Genomic DNA, 17,709 nt, shown 5'->3' on the forward strand with positions numbered 1-17,709 from the left:
CGCCCCTTCCGTGCCTGACGCTGTACCCGGTGGTACGCTGGAATAGCTCCGCCGTGAAGGCCACGATCTAGTGCCTTTATTCTCCCGGCCGCTAAGGACTTCTTCCGACATCGGTCGCCTTCGGCGAAGTGATGAGATGACATGCTCCCCGCTCGCTCATGAGTGGACGCCCCGGCCTCTGGTGTCGGGGAACGAAAGGAATTCCGTGACCGAAACGGACCTGCAGACCCCCAAGCGTGCTCGGACCGGGTTGTCGGCGATGCTGCTCCCCGAACTCCGCGCGCTCGCGGGTGGGCTGGGTATCAAGGGCACGTCGGGCATGCGCAAAGGCGATCTGATCGACGTGATCAGGGCTCACCAGCAGGGTGGGGGACCCCAGAGCGCTCCGGCGGCCAAGCGAAAAGCAGCACCGGCTAAAGGTGTGGGGGATGCGCGGGCCGACACGGCCAACGCGACTGAGCAGAACTCCTCGCCCGCAGAAGCCCCGGCTGTGAAGGGCGGCCCGGCGAACGCCGAACCCCAGAAGACCGAACCCCAGAGAACCGAATCCCAGGACACCGCGCCTCAGGCCGATGCACCGAAGTCACGCGACGCGCACGCCGCAGACAAGCCGGCCGCAGATAAGTCCGCTGCAGACAAGTCCGCCGCAGACACCGGCGGGGACCAGCAGCGCGCGAACCGTGACCGCAATCGGAACCGCAATCGCGGCGACCGGGACCGCGGTCAGAACTCGGGCGGTCAGAACTCAGGCGGTCAGAACTCGAACAGCGATAACGACGGCAACGAGAACGCCACCAAGCAGAGTCACGGCGAAGCCAAGCAGGCCGATCGCGGCGACAAGAACAACGGTGACAAGAACAACGCCGGCAAGAACAACGGCGAGAAGAACAACCCCGAGAAGAACAACGGGGACAAGTCCCAGGGCGACCGAAATCAGCGCCAGGGCAATCAGAACCAGGGCGGCCAGAACCAGGGCGGGCGCAACAACCAGAACAACAATGACGACGACGACATGGACGGCAACGGTCGTCGCCGGGGACGTCGCTTCCGCGAGCGTCGTCGTGGACGTGACCGCGGCCCCGACGGCGGCGGCGAGCCGCAGGTCAACGAGGGCGACACGATCGTCCCCGTCGCGGGCATCCTCGACGTCCTCGACAACTACGCGTTCGTCCGCACGTCGGGCTACCTGGCCGGGTCGAACGACGTCTACGTGTCCATGAACCTGGTCCGGCGCAACGGATTGCGTCGCGGCGACGCGATCACCGGCGCCGTGAAGGTTCCGCGTGAAGGCGAAGGCCAAGGCGGTCAAGGCAACCAGCGACAGAAGTTCAACCCGCTGGTCCGCTTGGACACGGTGAACGGCTCCGACGTCGAGGCCGCGCGTAAACGCCCGGACTTCAACAAGCTGACGCCGCTCTACCCCAACCAGCGTCTGCGTCTGGAGACGACTCCGGACCGCCTGTCGACGCGCGTGATCGACCTGATCATGCCGATCGGCAAGGGACAGCGTGCCCTCATCGTCTCGCCGCCGAAGGCCGGTAAGACCACGATCCTGCAGGACATCGCCAACGCGATCTCCACCAACAATCCGGAATGTCACCTCATGGTGGTGCTCGTCGACGAGCGTCCGGAAGAGGTCACCGACATGCAGCGGTCGGTGAAGGGCGAGGTCATCGCGTCGACGTTCGACCGTCCGCCGTCAGATCACACCAGCGTCGCCGAACTCGCCATCGAGCGGGCCAAGCGACTGGTGGAGAGCGGCCAGGACGTCGTCGTCCTTCTCGACTCGATCACCCGCCTGGGGCGTGCGTACAACAACGCATCGCCTGCATCGGGCCGCATCCTGTCTGGTGGTGTCGACTCGACGGCTCTGTACCCGCCGAAGCGCTTCCTCGGTGCAGCCCGCAACATCGAGAACGGCGGCTCGCTGACCATCATCGCGTCGGCACTGGTGGAGACCGGTTCGACCGGTGACACCGTGATCTTCGAAGAGTTCAAGGGCACCGGCAACGCCGAGCTCAAGCTCGACCGCAAGATCTCCGAACGACGCGTCTTCCCGGCCGTCGACCTCAACCTGTCGAGCACCCGTAAGGACGAGCTGCTGCTGTCGCCCGACGAGTTCGCGATCGTGCACAAGCTGCGCCGCCTGCTCTCGGGCCTCGACTCGCAGGCCGCGATCGACCTGCTGATCTCGCAGCTCAAGAAGTCGGGCAGCAACGTCGAGTTCCTGATGCAGGTGAGCAAGAACGCTCCCGGCGTCATGAAGGAGAACTAGCCGTCACTGCTGGTCGGGCGGGGATCTCGACTCCGCTCGACCAGCATTTTGGGCTCGACCAGCTTTGGGATCTCGACTCCGCTTGATCAGCGGTGGGGCTCGACCAGAGCTCGTCCGTCAGTAGACGTCGCGGAGGTATCGGCCCTCGTTGCGGAGACGATCCAGCTCGGCGCGCGCGGTGTCTTCGTCGACGTCGCCGTACTGGACGATGATCGACGCCAGCGCGTCCTCCACGTCGCCTGCCATGCGATCGGCGTCGCCGCAGACGTAGACCACGGCTCCGTCACGCAGCCAGGTGTAGAGCTCCTCGCCGTGGCCGCCCATCAGGTGGCTCACGTACTCCTTGTGCTCCTGCTCGCGGGAGAACGCGACGTCGAGGCGGTCGAGGCTGCCGTTGGCGTGCAGGTCGAGCAACTCGTCGCGGTAGAGGAAATCGTGGTCGCGGTTGCGCGCTCCGTGGAACAGCCAGTTCCGGCCGGAGCCCTCGCCGCCCGCACGTTCGTGGACGAAAGCGCGGAACGGTGCGACGCCGGTGCCCGGGCCGATCATGATGATGTCGGTGTCGGGCTCGGGGAGGCGGAACGACTTGTTCGGCGTCACGTAGATGCCGACGGTGTCGCCCGGGGCGACCCGGTCGGCGAGATACGCCGACGCCGCGCCGTGCCGATCCCGTCCATCGCCCCACTCGTCGGTGGCGAAATACCGAACCGTGGCAGGCGTGAGGTGCAGAGTGCCGCCATGGACGGTCGGCGACGACGAGATCGAATACGTGCGCGCGGTGAGAGGCTTCAACTCAGCGAGAAAGGCCTCCGGCGTCGGATGCCATTCGTCGTCGAGGTTGAGCAGGTCGAGGACGTCGCGTCCGCGGGCCCAGGCGTCGAGCGCGGCGCGCTCACCCGCCAGCATCGTGCGGACCTCGGCGTTGCCCCGAGCGTTGGCGAGGTGGTCGAGCAGATACGGGGAGACTGAGGTGATCTCGAAGCCGTGCGTCAATGCTTGGAGGAGGGTCCGGTCGCCTTTGCGATCGGTGATGACGGTGTCGCCGGGCACCCCGAGGCGATCGATGATCGCGCCGACGAGTGCCGGTTCGTTGGCCGGCGTCACGTTCACCGCATCGCCTGGCAAGTACTCCAGACCCGATCCGTCGATGTCCAGGACGAGGTGTCGGACTTCCTTGGTGCTCTCGGGCGCGGTCAGAAGCGAGTTCTCGATGACGGTCGCCGGAAACGGGTTGCGTCGTGACCACCGGGGACGCTTCGCTGCGCGGGCCGGCTTGTCGATCCAGGTGCCTTCGGTCATGACTTCTAGGTTAGGCCCGCCAAACCTGGACTGCGAAACCTGGCCACCGCTGCGCGGATTCGCCCCGAGAGCACCAGGTATGGAATAATCGATCGGTCAGTCCGGTTCCGGTTCACACCGCAGCATTTCGCCCGGTGACCCGGCGACCACTTTTGAAAGGGACGAAAATGAAGCAGGGTATCCACCCCGATTACGAGGTGACTGTCGTCAACTGCGGTTGCGGCAACGAGTTCACCACCCGCAGCACCGCAAAGGGCGGCCACATCACGGTGGAAGTCTGCTCGCAGTGCCACCCGTTCTACACCGGCAAGCAGAAGATCCTCGACACCGGTGGTCGTGTGGCTCGCTTCGAGAAGCGTTACGGCAAGCGCGCCAAGTAGCTCGCCTTCGACGCCCGGCTCGAGATCGTTCGCGATCTCAGGTCGGGCGTCGTTCGTTTTTCCTACCGGTAGAAGCATGACGGCACCAGACTCCAGACGGGGAGTGCCAGATAGGGAGTGACCGACGGTGACCACGCACGGACCGTCCGCGATCGACGACATCCTCGCCGAGCACGCAGGACTCGAGCAGCAACTGTCCGATCCCTCCCTGCACGACGATCCGGCGGAAGCCCGCCGCGTCGGCAAACGATTCGCCGAACTGGCGCCCGTGATGGCCGCTCACACCAAGCTCACCGCGGTGCGCGACGACCTCACCGCAGCGCGTGAACTCGCCGAAGTCGAACCTGAGTTCGCCGAAGAGATTCCCGCGTTGGAGGCCAGCGAGGCCGAGCTGGACGCACTGCTGACCGACCTGCTGGCCCCGCGAGACCCGCACGACTCCGATGACGTGGTTCTGGAGGTCAAGTCCGGAGCCGGAGGCGAGGAGTCGGCGTTGTTCGCGTCCGACCTCGTCCGCATGTACCTCAAGTTCTGCGAACGTCAGGGCTGGAAGACGACGGTTCTCGGCGTCACCGAGTCCGACCTCGGCGGCTACAAAGAAGCGACGCTCGCGATCAAAGCTCGCGAGTCCGTGCGCGACGGCGTTTGGTCCAAGCTCAAGTTCGAGGGCGGCGTCCACCGCGTCCAGCGGGTGCCCGTCACCGAGTCGCAGGGGCGCATCCACACTTCTGCGGCCGGTGTCCTCGTGTATCCGGAGCCCGACGAGGTGGAGCAGATCCACATCGACGAATCGGATCTGCGCGTCGACGTCTACCGAAGCTCCGGCAAGGGCGGACAGGGTGTCAACACGACCGACTCCGCGGTCCGTCTGACGCACCTGCCGACTGGCATCGTCGTGACCTGCCAGAACGAGCGGTCCCAGTTGCAGAACAAGGCGCGCGCCATGCAGGTCCTGGCGGCCCGACTCCAGGCTGCGGCCGAGGAGGAAGCCGCTGCCGAAGCCGCGGCAGGCCGCGCGGCGCAGATCCGCACCGTCGACCGCTCCGAGCGGATCCGTACGTACAACTGGCCGGAGAACCGGATCACCGACCACCGCATCGGCTACAAGGCGAACAATCTCGATGCCGTGCTGAACGGCGAGATGGATGCCTTGATCGGCGCCCTCGTCGACGCCGACAAGCAGGCACGACTTCAGCAGTGAGGACCGCCGACACGCTGCGGCGCGACGGCGCTCGGACCCTTCAGGCCGCCGGGGTCGAATCGGCGGGCCACGATGCGGCAGAACTCCTCGCACACGTGCTCGATGTCGAACCAGGACGTCTCCTGCTCGTCGACGAGGTGAGCGACGCCGATACCGCGCGCTTCAACACAGCACTGGATCGCCGTGCTGCCCGGGAACCGTTGCAGCACATCACTGGTCGGGCCTGGTTCGACGGGATCGAACTCGCCGTCGGGCCCGGCGTGTTCGTGCCGCGTCCGGAGTCGGAGCTGATCGCGGAATGGGTGTCCAGTCTTCGGGTCTCGACTCCGCTCGACCAGCGGTTGGGAACTCCGCTCGACCAGCGGTTGGGAACTCCGCAGGGAGCGCCGCTTCGCGTCGCCGATCTCTGCTCGGGGAGCGGGGCGCTCGCGCTCGCGATCGCGCGGCGCCTTCCCGATGCTGAGGTCACGGCCGTGGAGATCTCGGACACCGCGGTGGAGTACTTGCGACGCAACGCGGCAGGCACCGACGTGACCGTGCTTGCGGGCGATGTGACCGACCTCGCGGCGATGGCTCAGGCACTGGGGACATGCGACGTGATCGTCGCCAATCCGCCGTACGTCCCGGCCGCGTCGCCGGTGTCGGCGGAAGTGCGCCACGACCCCGCCGAAGCCGTCTTCTCCGGGGACACCGGGATGGACGTGATCGCCGCGATGATCCCGATCGTCGCCGATGCGCTCGCGCCCGGCGGACACTTCGCTGTGGAGCACGACGACGAGACCTCGGCGGCCGTGGTCGACGCATTGACGGCAGACGGGCGGTTTCACACCGTCGTCGCGCACACCGATCTCGCCGACCGACCTAGATTCGTGACGGCGGTCCGATCCGGCGGCAACGTCGGAGCCGCCGACCACTCCGACCGTGCAAGGATGGAACCGTGAGTGTCGTCTTCGATTGCAGTGATCCCGCCGCCCGTTCTGCAGGCCGTAACGCCGCCGTCGGCGCGGCCCGCGGGGGACGTCTCGTCGTGCTCCCGACGGACACCGTGTACGGCATCGGCTGCGATGCGTTCGACAGCGAAGCGGTCTCGTCATTGTTGGAAGCCAAGGGGCGTGGCCGCGACATGCCGGTGCCGGTCGTCGTCGGTTCGTGGCACACCATCGACGGTCTCGTCCGGTCGGTGTCGGTGCAGGCTCGCGAACTGACGCAGGCGTTCTGGCCGGGAGGCTTGAGCATCGTCGTCGAACAGGCCCCGTCGTTGGCGTGGGACCTCGGCGACGCTGCGGGCACCGTGATGCTGCGGATGCCGCTGCATCCGGTCGCCATCGAGGTCTTGCGCGAGGTGGGGCCGATGGCGTTGTCGAGCGCGAACGTCTCCGGCCGACCGCCTGCGACCAGTGTCGCGCAGGCTCAGGAGCAGTTGGGCGATCGTGTGTCGGTCTACCTCGACGGCGGACCTGCGGCGAAGGCCGTGCCGTCGACGATCGTCGACCTGTCCGGAGAGGTCCCGCGCATCCTCCGTGAAGGCGCGATCACCGCCGCCGAGATCGGTGAGGTCCTCGACATGGACCCTACGGAACTGGTGGCGCAGCAGTGACGGGGCCGCTCGACGCGGTCGATCCGCAGATCAGCGCGTTGATCGCGCGGGAGTCGCGACGTCGTGAACAGACTCTGCAACTTCTGGCGGCCGAGACGATTGCCTCGCCCGCAGTCCGTGCAGCCGTCGGCTCACCGCTGGCGGACAAGTACGCCGAAGGGTATCCGGGACACCGGTACCACGGTGGCTCCGAAGTGGTCGACGAGGTGGAGCGACTCGCCGTGCAGCGGGCGCATACCCTGTTCGGCGCGGACTATGTGAACGTGCAGCCGTTGTCGTGGGGTCTCGCCAACTTCGCCGTGTACGCGGCGTTCGCCCAACCGGGCGACCAAGTGCTGTCCTTGAGTCTGCGACACGGCGGGCACCAGTCCCACGGATCTCGCGCCAACTGGTCCGGTCGGTGGTTCAGCGTCGTCAACTACGAGGTGCGCCGGGACACCGAGCGGATCGACTACGACCGCGTGCGCGATCTGGCGTTGATCCATCGTCCGCGAATTCTGGTCGCAGGCGGGACCTCGTATGCGCGAAGCTGGGACTTCGCCGCGATGCGGACGATCGCCGACGAGGCAGGGTGCGTCCTGTGGGTCGACGGCGCCCACTTGATCGGCCTGGCCGCAGGCGGCGTCCTCGAGTCGCCGGTCCCGTACGCCGACGTCGTGTCGGTCGCGACCAACAAGGTGATGCGCGGACCGCGCGGCGGGCTGCTGTTGGCGCGCGCCGAGCACGCCGAGTCCCTCGGCCGAGCCGTGTATCCGTTCCTGCAGGGTGCGCCCGCGATGCACTCGATCGCTGCCAAGGCCGTCGCCTTCGCCGAGTCGACGACCGACGAATACCACCAGTACACACGGAACGTCGCCGACACCGCGACGGCGTTGGCCTCGGGTTTCGCCGACGCAGGCCTGCACGTCGTCGGCGGCGGCACCGACACTCACATCGGAATCGTCGACGTCAGCCCGCTCGGGGTGACCGGCCGCGAAGCCGCCCGACGACTGGCCTCGGCGGGGATCGTCGTCGACAAGGCGATCACCCCGTTCGATCCGGCCCCCGTGTCCGAGGGGTCCGCGATCCGCTTCGGCACGGCAGCCGCGACCGCAGGCGGCGTCATGCCGTCGAGTGCGCCGCACATCGTCGATCTGATGGTGCAAGCGATGACGACCACCGACGAACGACGCCACGCCGGGATCGCCGAGTCCGTCGCGCGACTGGGAGGAGCCGAGTGATCCCACTCGCTCTCGATGTCGGTGATGGGGGAGCAGGTGTTCCCCTTCGCGAGTTGGCGCTCGTCGGTCTGACGGCAGCCGGGGTGACCTACCTCATCACCTCCCTCGTGCGCGTGTTCGCCGTCAAAGCCGGCGCCGTCGCCATCCCGCGTGAACGCGACGTCCACGTGATCCCGACGCCGCGACTCGGTGGCGTCGGCATGTACATCGGTGTGGTGTGCGCGGTCGGGCTCGCCGCGCAGCTTCCGGCATTGAACCGTGGCTTCGCCTACACGAACGACATGCTCGCCGTGCTGACGGCCGGACTCGTCATCGTCCTGGTCGGCATCATCGATGACCGGTGGGGACTCGACGCCCTCACTAAGTTCGTCGGACAGCTGACCGCGGCAGGCGTCCTGGTGATCATGGGTCTGTCTTGGTACCTGCTGTACGTTCCGTTCGGCGACATCGGGACCGTCGTTCTCGATCCACTGCAGTCCGGCCTGCTGACCGTGGCGATCACGGTGACCACGATCAACGCGATGAACTTCGTCGACGGCCTCGACGGTCTCGCCGCTGGCCTCGGCCTGATCGCGGCCGCAGCGATCTGCCTGTTCTCCCTCGGTCTGCTCGCCGACCAGGGCGGCGACGTCAGCTACTACCCGCCCGCATTGATCACGGCAGCACTCGCCGGAGCCTGCCTGGGCTTCCTGCCCCACAACTTCTCGCCTGCCCGCATCTTCATGGGCGACTCGGGCGCGATGCTCATCGGCCTGATGCTCGCGGCAGCGTCGACGAGTGCCTCGGGTCGGGTGGCTCGGAGCGCGTACGGCCCGGCCGACATGTTCACGTTGCTCTCGCCGCTGATCTTGGTGGCCGCCGTGATGTTCATCCCGATGCTCGACATGATCATGGCCGTCATCCGCCGGACCCGCGCCGGCGTCGGCTTCTACACGCCGGACAAGATGCACCTGCATCACCGACTCCTGGAGATCGGCCACACCCAGCGTCGCGTCGCGATGGTCATCTACCTCTGGGTCGGACTCCTGGCGTTCGCGGTGGCCTCGTCGACGCTGGTGTCGCCGGCCATCGTGATGCCGATCTTCTGTGCAGGCGTCGTCGTCGCCCTCATCGCGACCTTCGCGCCGCGCCTACGACGGCGGTTCGTCTCGCGGTAGTCGGGGCTGCAGTTCGCTCGAAGGGACTATTCCTCGCTAGCCTTGTCGCGTGTCTACGAACGATGAGAACGCCGACGGTACTGAACCGTCGGACAGTGCCGAAGCGGGAGGGGCTGACCAGCCCGACGCGCCCGAACGTCAGGTCGAGTGGGAAGATCCCGCCGCACCGCTGTGGAACGGCCTCAAGTACGGCGTCCGCGGGTTCGGCATCCTGCTCGTGGTCGGCCTGTTGGTGTGGTGGCCGTACAAGGGACTGCCGGGACTGTGGGGCGTTCTTGTAGGAGCGGGGATGGGCGGCGCCTTCGTGCTTATCACCGTCGTCGCGATCCTGTTCACGTCGAAGGGGTCGCCATCGGTCGTGATGGGCGCCCTGATGGGGTCGTACCTGGTGAAGGTCGTTGCGCTCATCGCCGTGACCGCACTGATCAAGGACATGGACTTCTACAACAAGGCGGCACTGGTCACGATGCTGCTGGGTGCGATCGTCCTCGTGCTGGGCGGCGAACTGCTCGGCGTGATGAAGACGCGCCAGGTCTACGTTGATCCCGAGCAGACAACCGACCGCAAGTTGTGACGATGCTCACTCAGGTCGGCCTGACCAGCTACTACAGCCGATAGTAGCTACGAGCCGGGCGCAATACCCGTAACCCTGATTCGCTGGTCGTGCCAGAATCTTGCTACTCTGCTGCACGCAGGCTGATTCGGCTGACCTGCGCCCATGGGTGATGTCCCCATAGGTGATGTCGCCGAATGCCAAATGACAGTAGGACCCCCCGCAGATCGTGAGATCGGTGGGCCCGAGAACGGGAGAGAACGCTGAGCGCCACCCTCGCAGCCGAATTCCACGCGCCGACATTGTGGGACTTCTATCCCGTGATGCTCTTCGGTGGAGAGCAGCCCAACCCAGCGTGGTGGGGCATGGATCGACTCATGCTCATCCGACTGGTCGTCGCGTTCCTGGTCGCTGCAGGCTTCTTCATCGCCATGCGCAGCCCGAAGATCGTCCCGACCGGAGCGCAGAACGTCGCCGAGAGCTTCCTCGACTGGGTGCGCATCAACATCGCCGAAGAAATCCTCGGCAAGGAGAACGGCCGCAAGTTCCTCGCGATCATCGCCTCGATCTTCTTCGCCACGATCTTCCTCAACCTGACGTCGATCATCCCGTTCTTGAACGTCTCATCCAACGCGCGCATCGGCATGCCGCTGGTGATGGCCGCCGTCGCTTACATCACCTACTGCTGGGTCGGCATCGCCAAGTACGGCTTCTTCGGCTTCATCAAGTCGTCGATCGTCCTCCCCGGAGTGCCGTTGCCCGTGCACTTCCTGCTGGTTCCGATCGAGTTCGTCTCGACCTTCATTCTCCGGCCGTTCACGCTGACCGTCCGTCTCATGGCCAACATGCTGTCCGGACACATCATGCTGGTGCTCTTCTTCTCCGCGACCCAGTTCTTCGTCGTCGAGAAGAGTGGCCTCTGGTCCTTCGCGGGTATCGGCGGCCTCATCGCGGGTGTCGGCTTCACCTTCTTCGAGTTGCTGGTGATCGGCTTGCAGGCGTACATCTTTGCGCTGCTGACCGCCGTCTACATCGATCAGTCGCTCCACGCTGACTCGCACTGACAACTGAACACGACCTCGGGCCCGGAGACATGACCGGAACCGACACGAACTGACTCACTCGCCCGACCGGGCGGGGAGCCACCAAGAAAGGGAATCGCAAGATGAGCATCATCGCCCAGACTCTCGCCGCAGACTCCGAGATCACCGGTAAGGGCTTCGGCGCGATCGGCTACGGCCTCGCAGCCATCGGCCCCGGCATCGGCGTCGGCATCGTGGCCGGTAAGGCCATCGAGGGCATCGCCCGCCAGCCCGAGCTCGCCGGCCAGATCCGCACCACCATGTTCCTGGGTATCGCACTCTCCGAGGCACTGGCGCTGATCGGTATCGTCGCCGGCTTCATCTTCTGATAGCGAGACGACACCAATGATCAACGAACTGATTCTGGCAGCACCCTCGCCGGAGGAAGGTGGCGATCACCAGCCACCGAATCCGCTGCTGCCGCAGTGGTACGACATCACTTGGTCGCTGGTCGCCTTCGCAGTCGTTCTGTTCGTCTTCTGGAAGTTCGTCATTCCGAAGTACAAGCAGGTCCTCGCCGAGCGTCGCGAGACCATCGAGGGCGGCATCGAGCGCGCGGAGGCCGCACAGGCCGAAGCCGCGGAGTCGCTGAAGGCCTACCGTGAGCAGCTTGCAGGTGCTCGCGAAGAGGCAGCCGGAATCCGCGAGGAAGCCCGCACGCAGGGCACCCAGATCATCGCGGACATGAAGGCTCAGGCGACCACCGAGAGCGACCGGATCATCGCCAACGGAAACACCCAGCTCGACGCTCAGCGTCAGCAGGTCGTCTCCGAACTGCGCGGTGACCTCGGCAAGATGTCCGTCGACCTGGCCGAGAAGCTGGTCGGTACGTCACTCTCGGACGACGCCAAGCAGGCGGGAACCGTCGACCGGTTCCTCGCCGAGCTCGACGCCGAGACCGCCAAGTAATCCAGGGCAGCAGGAATGATGGTGTGGGACGGCGAGCGGGCGGAACTGCCCCCTCGCACCCACTGCCTGACGACTCCGCCGGAAGAAGGAATGCACAAAGATGTACGCAGCGTCTAGCCGTGAAGCCCTCGAGGGGGCTCGCATCGAGCTGGAGACCGCCCTGCGCGGTTCGTCCGCGCCGAGCACCGATGCGGTGACCGTTGGCGATGAACTGCTCTCGGTGGCCGCCACCGTGAATGACAATCGCCCGCTGCGCATCGCGCTCGCCGACACGGCCACCGCTGCGGACTCGCGTGCGAAGGTCGCCGAGACCGTGCTTTCCGGCAAGGTCTCGGACACCACTCGTAGCGTCGTCGCCTCGGTGGCAGCGCGCGCCTGGTCGAGCGAGGCCGACCTCGTGAACGGTCTGCAGTCCCTCGGGTGCGAGGCACTGCTGTTCGCGGCAAAGGAATCCGGCCGCATCGACACGGTGGAGGAGGAGCTGTTCCGCCTCTCCCGCGTCGTCAAGGGAGACGGAGCGCTCGAACAGGCGCTCTCCGACCGCACCCGCAGCGCCGCCGATCGCTTCGGCCTGCTGCGCAAGCTGATCGACGGCAAGGTCACGGACGTCACGAGCAAGCTCGCGGAGTTCGCGGTCAGCCGTACCGATGAGGCCCCCGGAGACTCGATCGACGAGCTCTCGCAGCTCGCCGCGGCGAGCAACGGACGTAAGGTCGCATTTGTGACCAGCGCCGGTGAACTCTCCGCTGATCAGCGCACCGCGCTGGCGGCGAAGCTGGCCACCATCTACGCCGCGCCGGTCACCCTGCACGTCGACATCGATCCGGCACTCCTCGGAGGCGTCGTCGTCCGCGTGGGCGACGAGCGCATCGACGGGAGTCTGTCCGGCAAGATCGCAACGCTGCGCCGCGGCTTGCGGTGACCAAGTAACACCCGATTCCCAAAGACCACTTAGATAGCCAGGAAGAGCAGGAACATGGCGGAGTTGACCATCTCCTCCGATGAAATTCGGAGCGCGATCGCAAGTTACACCCAGGAAGTGGACGGCAAGGCCACCCGCGAAGAGGTCGGCACGGTCGCCGACACCGGTGACGGCATCGCCCACGTGTCCGGCCTGCCCGGCGCGATGGCCAACGAACTCCTCGAGTTCGAGGGCGGCATCCGCGGTGTGGCACTGAACCTCGACTTGGACGAGGTCGGCGCCGTCATCCTCGGCGACTCGGAGCACATCGAAGAAGGCCAGGAAGTCAAGCGCACCGGCAACGTCCTGTCGGTCCCGGTCGGCGACAACTTCCTCGGCCGCGTCATCGACCCGCTCGGCGCACCGATCGACGGCCTCGGCGCCATCGAGGCCGAGGCCGACCGCGTCCTCGAACTCCAGGCAGCCAGCGTCCTCGAGCGTCAGCCCGTCGAAGAGTCGCTCGCCACCGGCATCAAGGCCGTCGACGCGATGACCGCGATCGGTCGCGGACAGCGCCAGCTGATCATCGGCGACCGCAAGACCGGTAAGACCGCGGTCTGCATCGACGCCATCCTGAACCAGAAAGACAACTGGGCGACCGGCGACCCGGAGAAGCAGGTTCGCTGCATCTACGTCGCCGTCGGCCAGAAGGGCTCGACCATCGCAGGCGTCAAGACGGCGCTCGAAGAGGCCGGCGCGATGGAGTACACGACGATCGTCGCCGCTCCCGCATCCGACTCGGCAGGCTACAAGTGGCTCGCACCGTACGCAGGCTCCGCCCTCGGCCAGCACTGGATGTACCAGGGCAAGCACGTTCTCATCGTGTTCGACGATCTCTCGAAGCAGGCCGAGGCCTACCGCGCCATCTCGCTGCTGCTGCGTCGCCCGCCGGGCCGCGAGGCATACCCGGGCGACGTCTTCTACTTGCACTCGCGCCTCCTGGAGCGTTGCGCCAAGCTGTCCGACGAACTCGGCGCAGGCTCGATGACCGGTCTGCCGATCATCGAGACGAAGGCCAACGACGTGTCGGCGTTCATCCCGACCAACGTCATCTCGATCACCGACGGCCAGGTCTTCCTCGAGTCGGACCTCTTCAACAAGGGTGTCCGCCCGGCCATCAACGTCGGTATCTCCGTCTCGCGTGTCGGTGGCGCCGCCCAGACCAAGGGTCTGAAGGACGTCTCCGGTTCGCTGCGTCTGGAGCTCGCCCAGTTCCGTGAGCTCGAAGCCTTCTCGGCTTTCGCCTCCGACCTGGACGCGGCATCGAAGGCACAGCTCGAGCGCGGCGCCCGCTGGGTCGAGCTGCTCAAGCAGGACCAGTACAGCCCGGTCGCCGTCGAAGACCAGATCGTGTCGCTCTACCTCTGCGGTGAGGGCTACATGGACTCGGTCCCGGTCGCAGACATCCGTCGCTTCGAGTCCGAACTGCTCGCCGATCTGCACCACACGGCTTCGGGCGTGTACGGCAACATCGCGGGCGGCAAGAAGCTGACGGCCGACGACAAGGACGCTCTCGCAACCGCGACGAACAACTTCAAGGCAGGGTTCATCGCGGCCGACGGCTCACGAGTCGTCGAGGCCGAGGCTGATCCGCTGGCCGCTGAAGACGTCGAGTCCGAGACGATCCGAGTTACGAAGAAGACGAAGTAACCATGGCCACTATTCGGGAGCTGCGCTCGCGGATCAGGTCGATCCAGTCGACCAAGAAGATCACCAAGGCGCAGGAACTGATCGCGACGTCGCGAATCACCAAGGCGCAGGCACGAGTGGCAGCCGCTCGTCCCTACTCCGAGGAGATCACACGGGTCGTCACCACTCTGGCGAGCGCGAGCTCGTCGCTCGACAGCCCGCTGCTGACCGCCCGCGAGAACGCGAAGCGGGCGGCCGTGCTGGTCGTCACGAGTGACAGCGGCCAGTGCGGTGGCTACAACTCGAACGTCCTCAAGGAGACCGAAGAGCTCCTTTCGCTGCTCCGCAGCGAGGGCAAGGAGCCGGTCGTGTACGTGATGGGCCGCAAGGGCATCGGGTACTACACGTTCCGTGAGCGTCCGATCGCCGCGAGCTGGTCGGGCTTCTCGCAGCAGCCTGCGTTCGCCGACAGCGCGGAGGCAGTCCGCCACCTGGTTGACGCGTTCCTCGCCGGTTCGGGCGAGCAGTGCCCGCTGCCGGGTGAGGACGCGGGACAGGTCGAGGGCTTCGACGAGCTGCACATCGTGTACACGCGTTTCGTGTCGATGCTCACCCAGAAGCCGGTCGTCCGCCGCATGGCGCCGATCGACATCGAGTTCGAGATGGAACATCTCGACATGGGCGACGACATCCTGACCGACGGCGCAGACAAGGTCAGCGCCGAGGTCGAGTTCGAGCCGGAGGCCGACGAACTGTTGGACGCACTGCTTCCCAAGTACGTCGCGTCTCGCATCTTCGCCGCACTGCTCGACTCGGCAGCGTCGGAGAGCGCCGCCCGTCGTACCGCGATGAAGGCGGCCACGGACAACGCGAACGAGCTCGAGAAGACATTGTCGCGACAGGCCAACGCAGCGCGACAGGCTCAGATCACCCAGGAAATCAGCGAAATCGTCGGCGGCGTCGAGGCGCTGGCGAACTGATCGCGACAAGACAACCGAGGAAAGTGAAGTAACCAATGACTGCAGCAGTCACCGACTCGTCCGCGGGCGCCGCTTCGGCGACCGCGGGTCGTGTCGCCCGGGTGATCGGCCCCGTGGTCGACGTTGAGTTCCCCCGCGGCGCCATCCCCAACCTGTACAACGCTCTGCACGCCGAGGTCACCCTCGCGGCAGTCGCCAAGACGCTGACGCTCGAGGTCGCACAGCACCTCGGCGACAACGTGGTGCGCACCGTCTCGATGCAGCCGACCGACGGCCTGGTTCGCGGCGCGGCAGTCGTCGACACGGGCAACCCGATCTCGGTCCCCGTCGGCGACGTCGTCAAGGGCCACGTCTTCAACGCTCTGGGCGACTGCCTGGACGCGCCGGGCACCGGCCGCGACGGCGAGCAGTGGGGCATCCACCGCAAGCCGCCAGCCTTCGACCAGCTCGAGGGCAAGACCGAGATCCTCGAGACCGGTATCAAGGTCATCGACCTTCTGACCCCGTACGTCAAGGGCGGCAAGATCGGCCTGTTCGGCGGTGCCGGTGTCGGCAAGACCGTTCTGATCCAGGAGATGATCACCCGTATCGCTCGCGAGTTCTCCGGCACCTCGGTGTTCGCGGGCGTCGGTGAGCGTACCCGTGAGGGCACCGACCTCCACCTCGAGATGGAGGAGATGGGCGTTCTGCAGGACACCGCGTTGGTGTTCGGCCAGATGGACGAGCCGCCCGGGACGCGTATGCGTGTCGCGCTCTCGGCCCTGACGATGGCCGAGTACTTCCGCGACGTTCAGCACCAGGACGTCCTGTTGTTCATCGACAACATCTTCCGCTTCACCCAGGCAGGTTCCGAGGTCTCGACCCTTCTCGGTCGTATGCCGTCGGCCGTCGGCTACCAGCCGACCCTGGCGGACGAGATGGGTGAGCTCCAGGAGCGCATCACGTCGACCAAGGGCCGCTCGATCACCTCGCTGCAGGCGATCTACGTCCCCGCCGACGACTACACCGACCCCGCGCCTGCGACCACGTTCGCCCACTTGGACGCGACCACCGAGCTCTCGCGCCCGATCTCGCAGCTGGGCATCTACCCGGCCGTGGATCCGCTGACCTCCACGTCGCGCATTCTCGAGGCGTCGATCGTCGGCGACGAGCACTTCCGCGTCGCCAACGAGGTCAAGCAGATCCTGCAGAAGTACAAGGAACTGCAGGACATCATCGCGATCCTCGGTATGGACGAGCTGTCCGAAGAGGACAAGGTCACCGTGCAGCGTGCACGTCGCCTGCAGAAGTTCCTCGGCCAGAACTTCCTCGTCGCCGAGAAGTTCACCGGTCAGGTCGGTTCGGTCGTCTCGCTCAAGGACACCATCGAGGCGTTCGACCGCGTCTGCAAGGGCGAGTTCGATCACCTGCCGGAGCAGGCGTTCAACAGCTGCGGTGGACTCGACGACGTCGAGGCCGCTGCCAAGAAGATCGCCGGAAAGTAGTCTCCGCACATGGCTGACAACACTTTCCGCCTCGATGTGGTGGCACCCGACGCCGCGCTCTACTCCGGAGACGCGACGCTCGTGGTGGCACAGACCACGGTCGGTCAGATCGGCATCATGGCCAACCACGAGCCGATGCTTGGCGAGCTCGCCCCGGGCGGCTGTGTGGTTCTGACCGCTGAGGACGGCGCCCGCAAGGCGATGGCCGTGCAGGGTGGTTTCCTGTCGGTCACCGCCGACACGGTGACTGTCCTCGCCGAGTCCGCACAGTTCTCCGAGGACATCGACGTGGCCGCCGAGCAAGCAGTTCTCGAATCGGCGACCGAAGGCAGCGAGGATTTCCTCCGTGCGAAATCGCGCATGCGCGCCGTCGAAGCCGTGAGCTGACTCGGACGTTAGAAGTAGAGATGTGAACGAGCGAACAGCCGTCCTGCACTGTGCAGGGCGGCTGTTCGCGTACTTTCGAGAGTGACGGTGAGGAGGTCGACCCGATGCCTATCTGGGCCTGGTGTCTGAGTGCTGTGGTGCTTGTCGGGTTGATCGCTGCCGGATTGCTGGTCTATCGGCTTCGTCTGGTGCGTCTTGCCGGGACGCCGGTGCTGCTGCGCCCCCTGCCCGCCGACGCCGACGAGGGGTGGCGACACGGGTCGATCCACTACACCGACGACGCGATCCTGTACTTCCGGTTGTCGTCGTTCAAGCTCGGTCCGTCGGTGAGCCTGTCTCGCCGCCGAATCGAAGTGTCGGGCCGTCGTAGGCCGTTCGGCACGGAGTCGGAGATCATGGACTCCGAGATGGTGGTCGCCGAGATCACCATCGGACGGCGAGGGCAGGAACCGGCTTACGAACTGGCGATGGCGCCTGCAGCGATGACCGCCTTCCAGTCGTGGCTGGAGGCCCGTGCCCCGCGCCGTGCGCGTCGTAGGCCTGCAGCATAAATCGACTACCCGTTGGTCGAGCCGACTACCCGTTGGTCGAGCGG

18 protein-coding genes are annotated in these 17,709 nt (G+C 66.0%); 17 read left to right on the forward strand and 1 reads right to left on the reverse strand.

What is annotated here, in order from left to right; genetic code table 11:
* Positions 1-205 precede the first annotated feature (205 nt).
* Positions 206-2,275, forward strand: a complete 2,070-nt coding sequence (gene rho, locus L5G32_RS10115) for a transcription termination factor Rho (protein WP_443669356.1) — start codon at positions 206-208, stop codon at positions 2,273-2,275.
* A 117-nt stretch (positions 2,276-2,392) separates the two neighbouring features.
* Here the strand turns inward: rho and L5G32_RS10120 are convergent, their stop codons facing one another.
* The gene (locus L5G32_RS10120) at positions 2,393-3,574 is read right to left on the reverse strand and encodes a diflavin oxidoreductase (RefSeq protein ID WP_237010904.1); all 1,182 of its coding nucleotides are present in this window, start codon (positions 3,572-3,574) and stop codon (positions 2,393-2,395) included.
* 167 nt (positions 3,575-3,741) lie between these two features.
* On the opposite strand from L5G32_RS10120, the gene rpmE reads away from it, so the two are divergent.
* The 16 genes from rpmE (at position 3,742) to L5G32_RS10200 (ending at position 17,665) form a co-directional block, all read left to right on the forward strand.
* Positions 3,742-3,954 carry a 50S ribosomal protein L31 gene (rpmE, locus tag L5G32_RS10125; RefSeq protein ID WP_237010905.1) on the forward strand — a complete coding sequence of 71 codons (213 nt, stop codon included), beginning with the start codon at positions 3,742-3,744 and terminating at the stop codon, positions 3,952-3,954.
* A 127-nt stretch (positions 3,955-4,081) separates the two neighbouring features.
* Positions 4,082-5,155, forward strand: coding sequence for a peptide chain release factor 1 (gene prfA, locus L5G32_RS10130; RefSeq protein WP_237010906.1), 1,074 nt, complete (start codon positions 4,082-4,084; stop codon positions 5,153-5,155).
* The gene (prmC, locus tag L5G32_RS10135; protein WP_237010907.1) at positions 5,152-6,096 is read left to right on the forward strand and encodes a peptide chain release factor N(5)-glutamine methyltransferase; all 945 of its coding nucleotides are present in this window, start codon (positions 5,152-5,154) and stop codon (positions 6,094-6,096) included. The genes prfA and prmC overlap by 4 nt, the downstream gene beginning before the upstream one ends.
* Entirely contained in the window at positions 6,093-6,752 is a 660-nt protein-coding gene (locus tag L5G32_RS10140) for an L-threonylcarbamoyladenylate synthase (RefSeq protein WP_237010908.1), read from the forward strand. The genes prmC and L5G32_RS10140 overlap by 4 nt, the downstream gene beginning before the upstream one ends.
* On the forward strand, positions 6,749-7,972 hold the full coding sequence (glyA, locus tag L5G32_RS10145; RefSeq protein ID WP_237010909.1) for a serine hydroxymethyltransferase: 1,224 nt from the start codon (positions 6,749-6,751) through the stop codon (positions 7,970-7,972). Before L5G32_RS10140 ends, glyA begins: the two co-directional genes overlap by 4 nt.
* The gene (locus tag L5G32_RS10150) at positions 7,969-9,129 is read left to right on the forward strand and encodes a glycosyltransferase family 4 protein (protein WP_237010910.1); all 1,161 of its coding nucleotides are present in this window, start codon (positions 7,969-7,971) and stop codon (positions 9,127-9,129) included. The genes glyA and L5G32_RS10150 overlap by 4 nt, the downstream gene beginning before the upstream one ends.
* A 49-nt stretch (positions 9,130-9,178) precedes the next feature.
* Positions 9,179-9,703 carry a Cg1360 family ATP-synthase-associated protein gene (locus L5G32_RS10155; RefSeq protein ID WP_237010911.1) on the forward strand — a complete coding sequence of 175 codons (525 nt, stop codon included), beginning with the start codon at positions 9,179-9,181 and terminating at the stop codon, positions 9,701-9,703.
* A 302-nt stretch (positions 9,704-10,005) separates the two neighbouring features.
* Positions 10,006-10,746, forward strand: a complete 741-nt coding sequence (atpB, locus tag L5G32_RS10160) for a F0F1 ATP synthase subunit A (RefSeq protein WP_237010912.1) — start codon at positions 10,006-10,008, stop codon at positions 10,744-10,746.
* Positions 10,747-10,847: 101 nt separating this feature from the next.
* Positions 10,848-11,093 (forward strand): ATP synthase F0 subunit C, encoded by a 246-nt coding sequence (locus L5G32_RS10165; RefSeq protein WP_183370826.1) that lies wholly within the window; start codon positions 10,848-10,850, stop codon positions 11,091-11,093.
* Positions 11,094-11,109: 16 nt separating this feature from the next.
* Positions 11,110-11,673, forward strand: coding sequence for a F0F1 ATP synthase subunit B (locus L5G32_RS10170; protein ID WP_237010913.1), 564 nt, complete (start codon positions 11,110-11,112; stop codon positions 11,671-11,673).
* A gap of 100 nt (positions 11,674-11,773) precedes the next feature.
* A complete protein-coding gene (locus L5G32_RS10175) occupies positions 11,774-12,595 on the forward strand; it encodes a F0F1 ATP synthase subunit delta (RefSeq protein ID WP_237010914.1) in 822 nt (273 codons plus the stop codon).
* A gap of 54 nt (positions 12,596-12,649) precedes the next feature.
* Positions 12,650-14,284 carry a F0F1 ATP synthase subunit alpha gene (atpA, locus tag L5G32_RS10180; protein WP_237010915.1) on the forward strand — a complete coding sequence of 545 codons (1,635 nt, stop codon included), beginning with the start codon at positions 12,650-12,652 and terminating at the stop codon, positions 14,282-14,284.
* Positions 14,285-14,286: 2 nt separating this feature from the next.
* Positions 14,287-15,243: a F0F1 ATP synthase subunit gamma gene (locus L5G32_RS10185; protein ID WP_237010916.1), complete on the forward strand. Its 957-nt coding sequence runs from the start codon at positions 14,287-14,289 to the stop codon at positions 15,241-15,243.
* Positions 15,244-15,278: 35 nt separating this feature from the next.
* On the forward strand, positions 15,279-16,727 hold the full coding sequence (gene atpD, locus L5G32_RS10190; RefSeq protein WP_237010917.1) for a F0F1 ATP synthase subunit beta: 1,449 nt from the start codon (positions 15,279-15,281) through the stop codon (positions 16,725-16,727).
* Positions 16,728-16,736: 9 nt separating this feature from the next.
* Positions 16,737-17,114 (forward strand): F0F1 ATP synthase subunit epsilon, encoded by a 378-nt coding sequence (locus tag L5G32_RS10195; protein WP_237010918.1) that lies wholly within the window; start codon positions 16,737-16,739, stop codon positions 17,112-17,114.
* Positions 17,115-17,218: 104 nt separating this feature from the next.
* The gene (locus L5G32_RS10200) at positions 17,219-17,665 is read left to right on the forward strand and encodes a DUF2550 domain-containing protein (RefSeq protein WP_237010919.1); all 447 of its coding nucleotides are present in this window, start codon (positions 17,219-17,221) and stop codon (positions 17,663-17,665) included.
* Positions 17,666-17,709: the final 44 nt, after the last annotated feature.

Source organism: Gordonia zhenghanii (assembly GCF_021738965.1).
Taxonomy (GTDB): domain Bacteria; phylum Actinomycetota; class Actinomycetes; order Mycobacteriales; family Mycobacteriaceae; genus Gordonia; species Gordonia zhenghanii.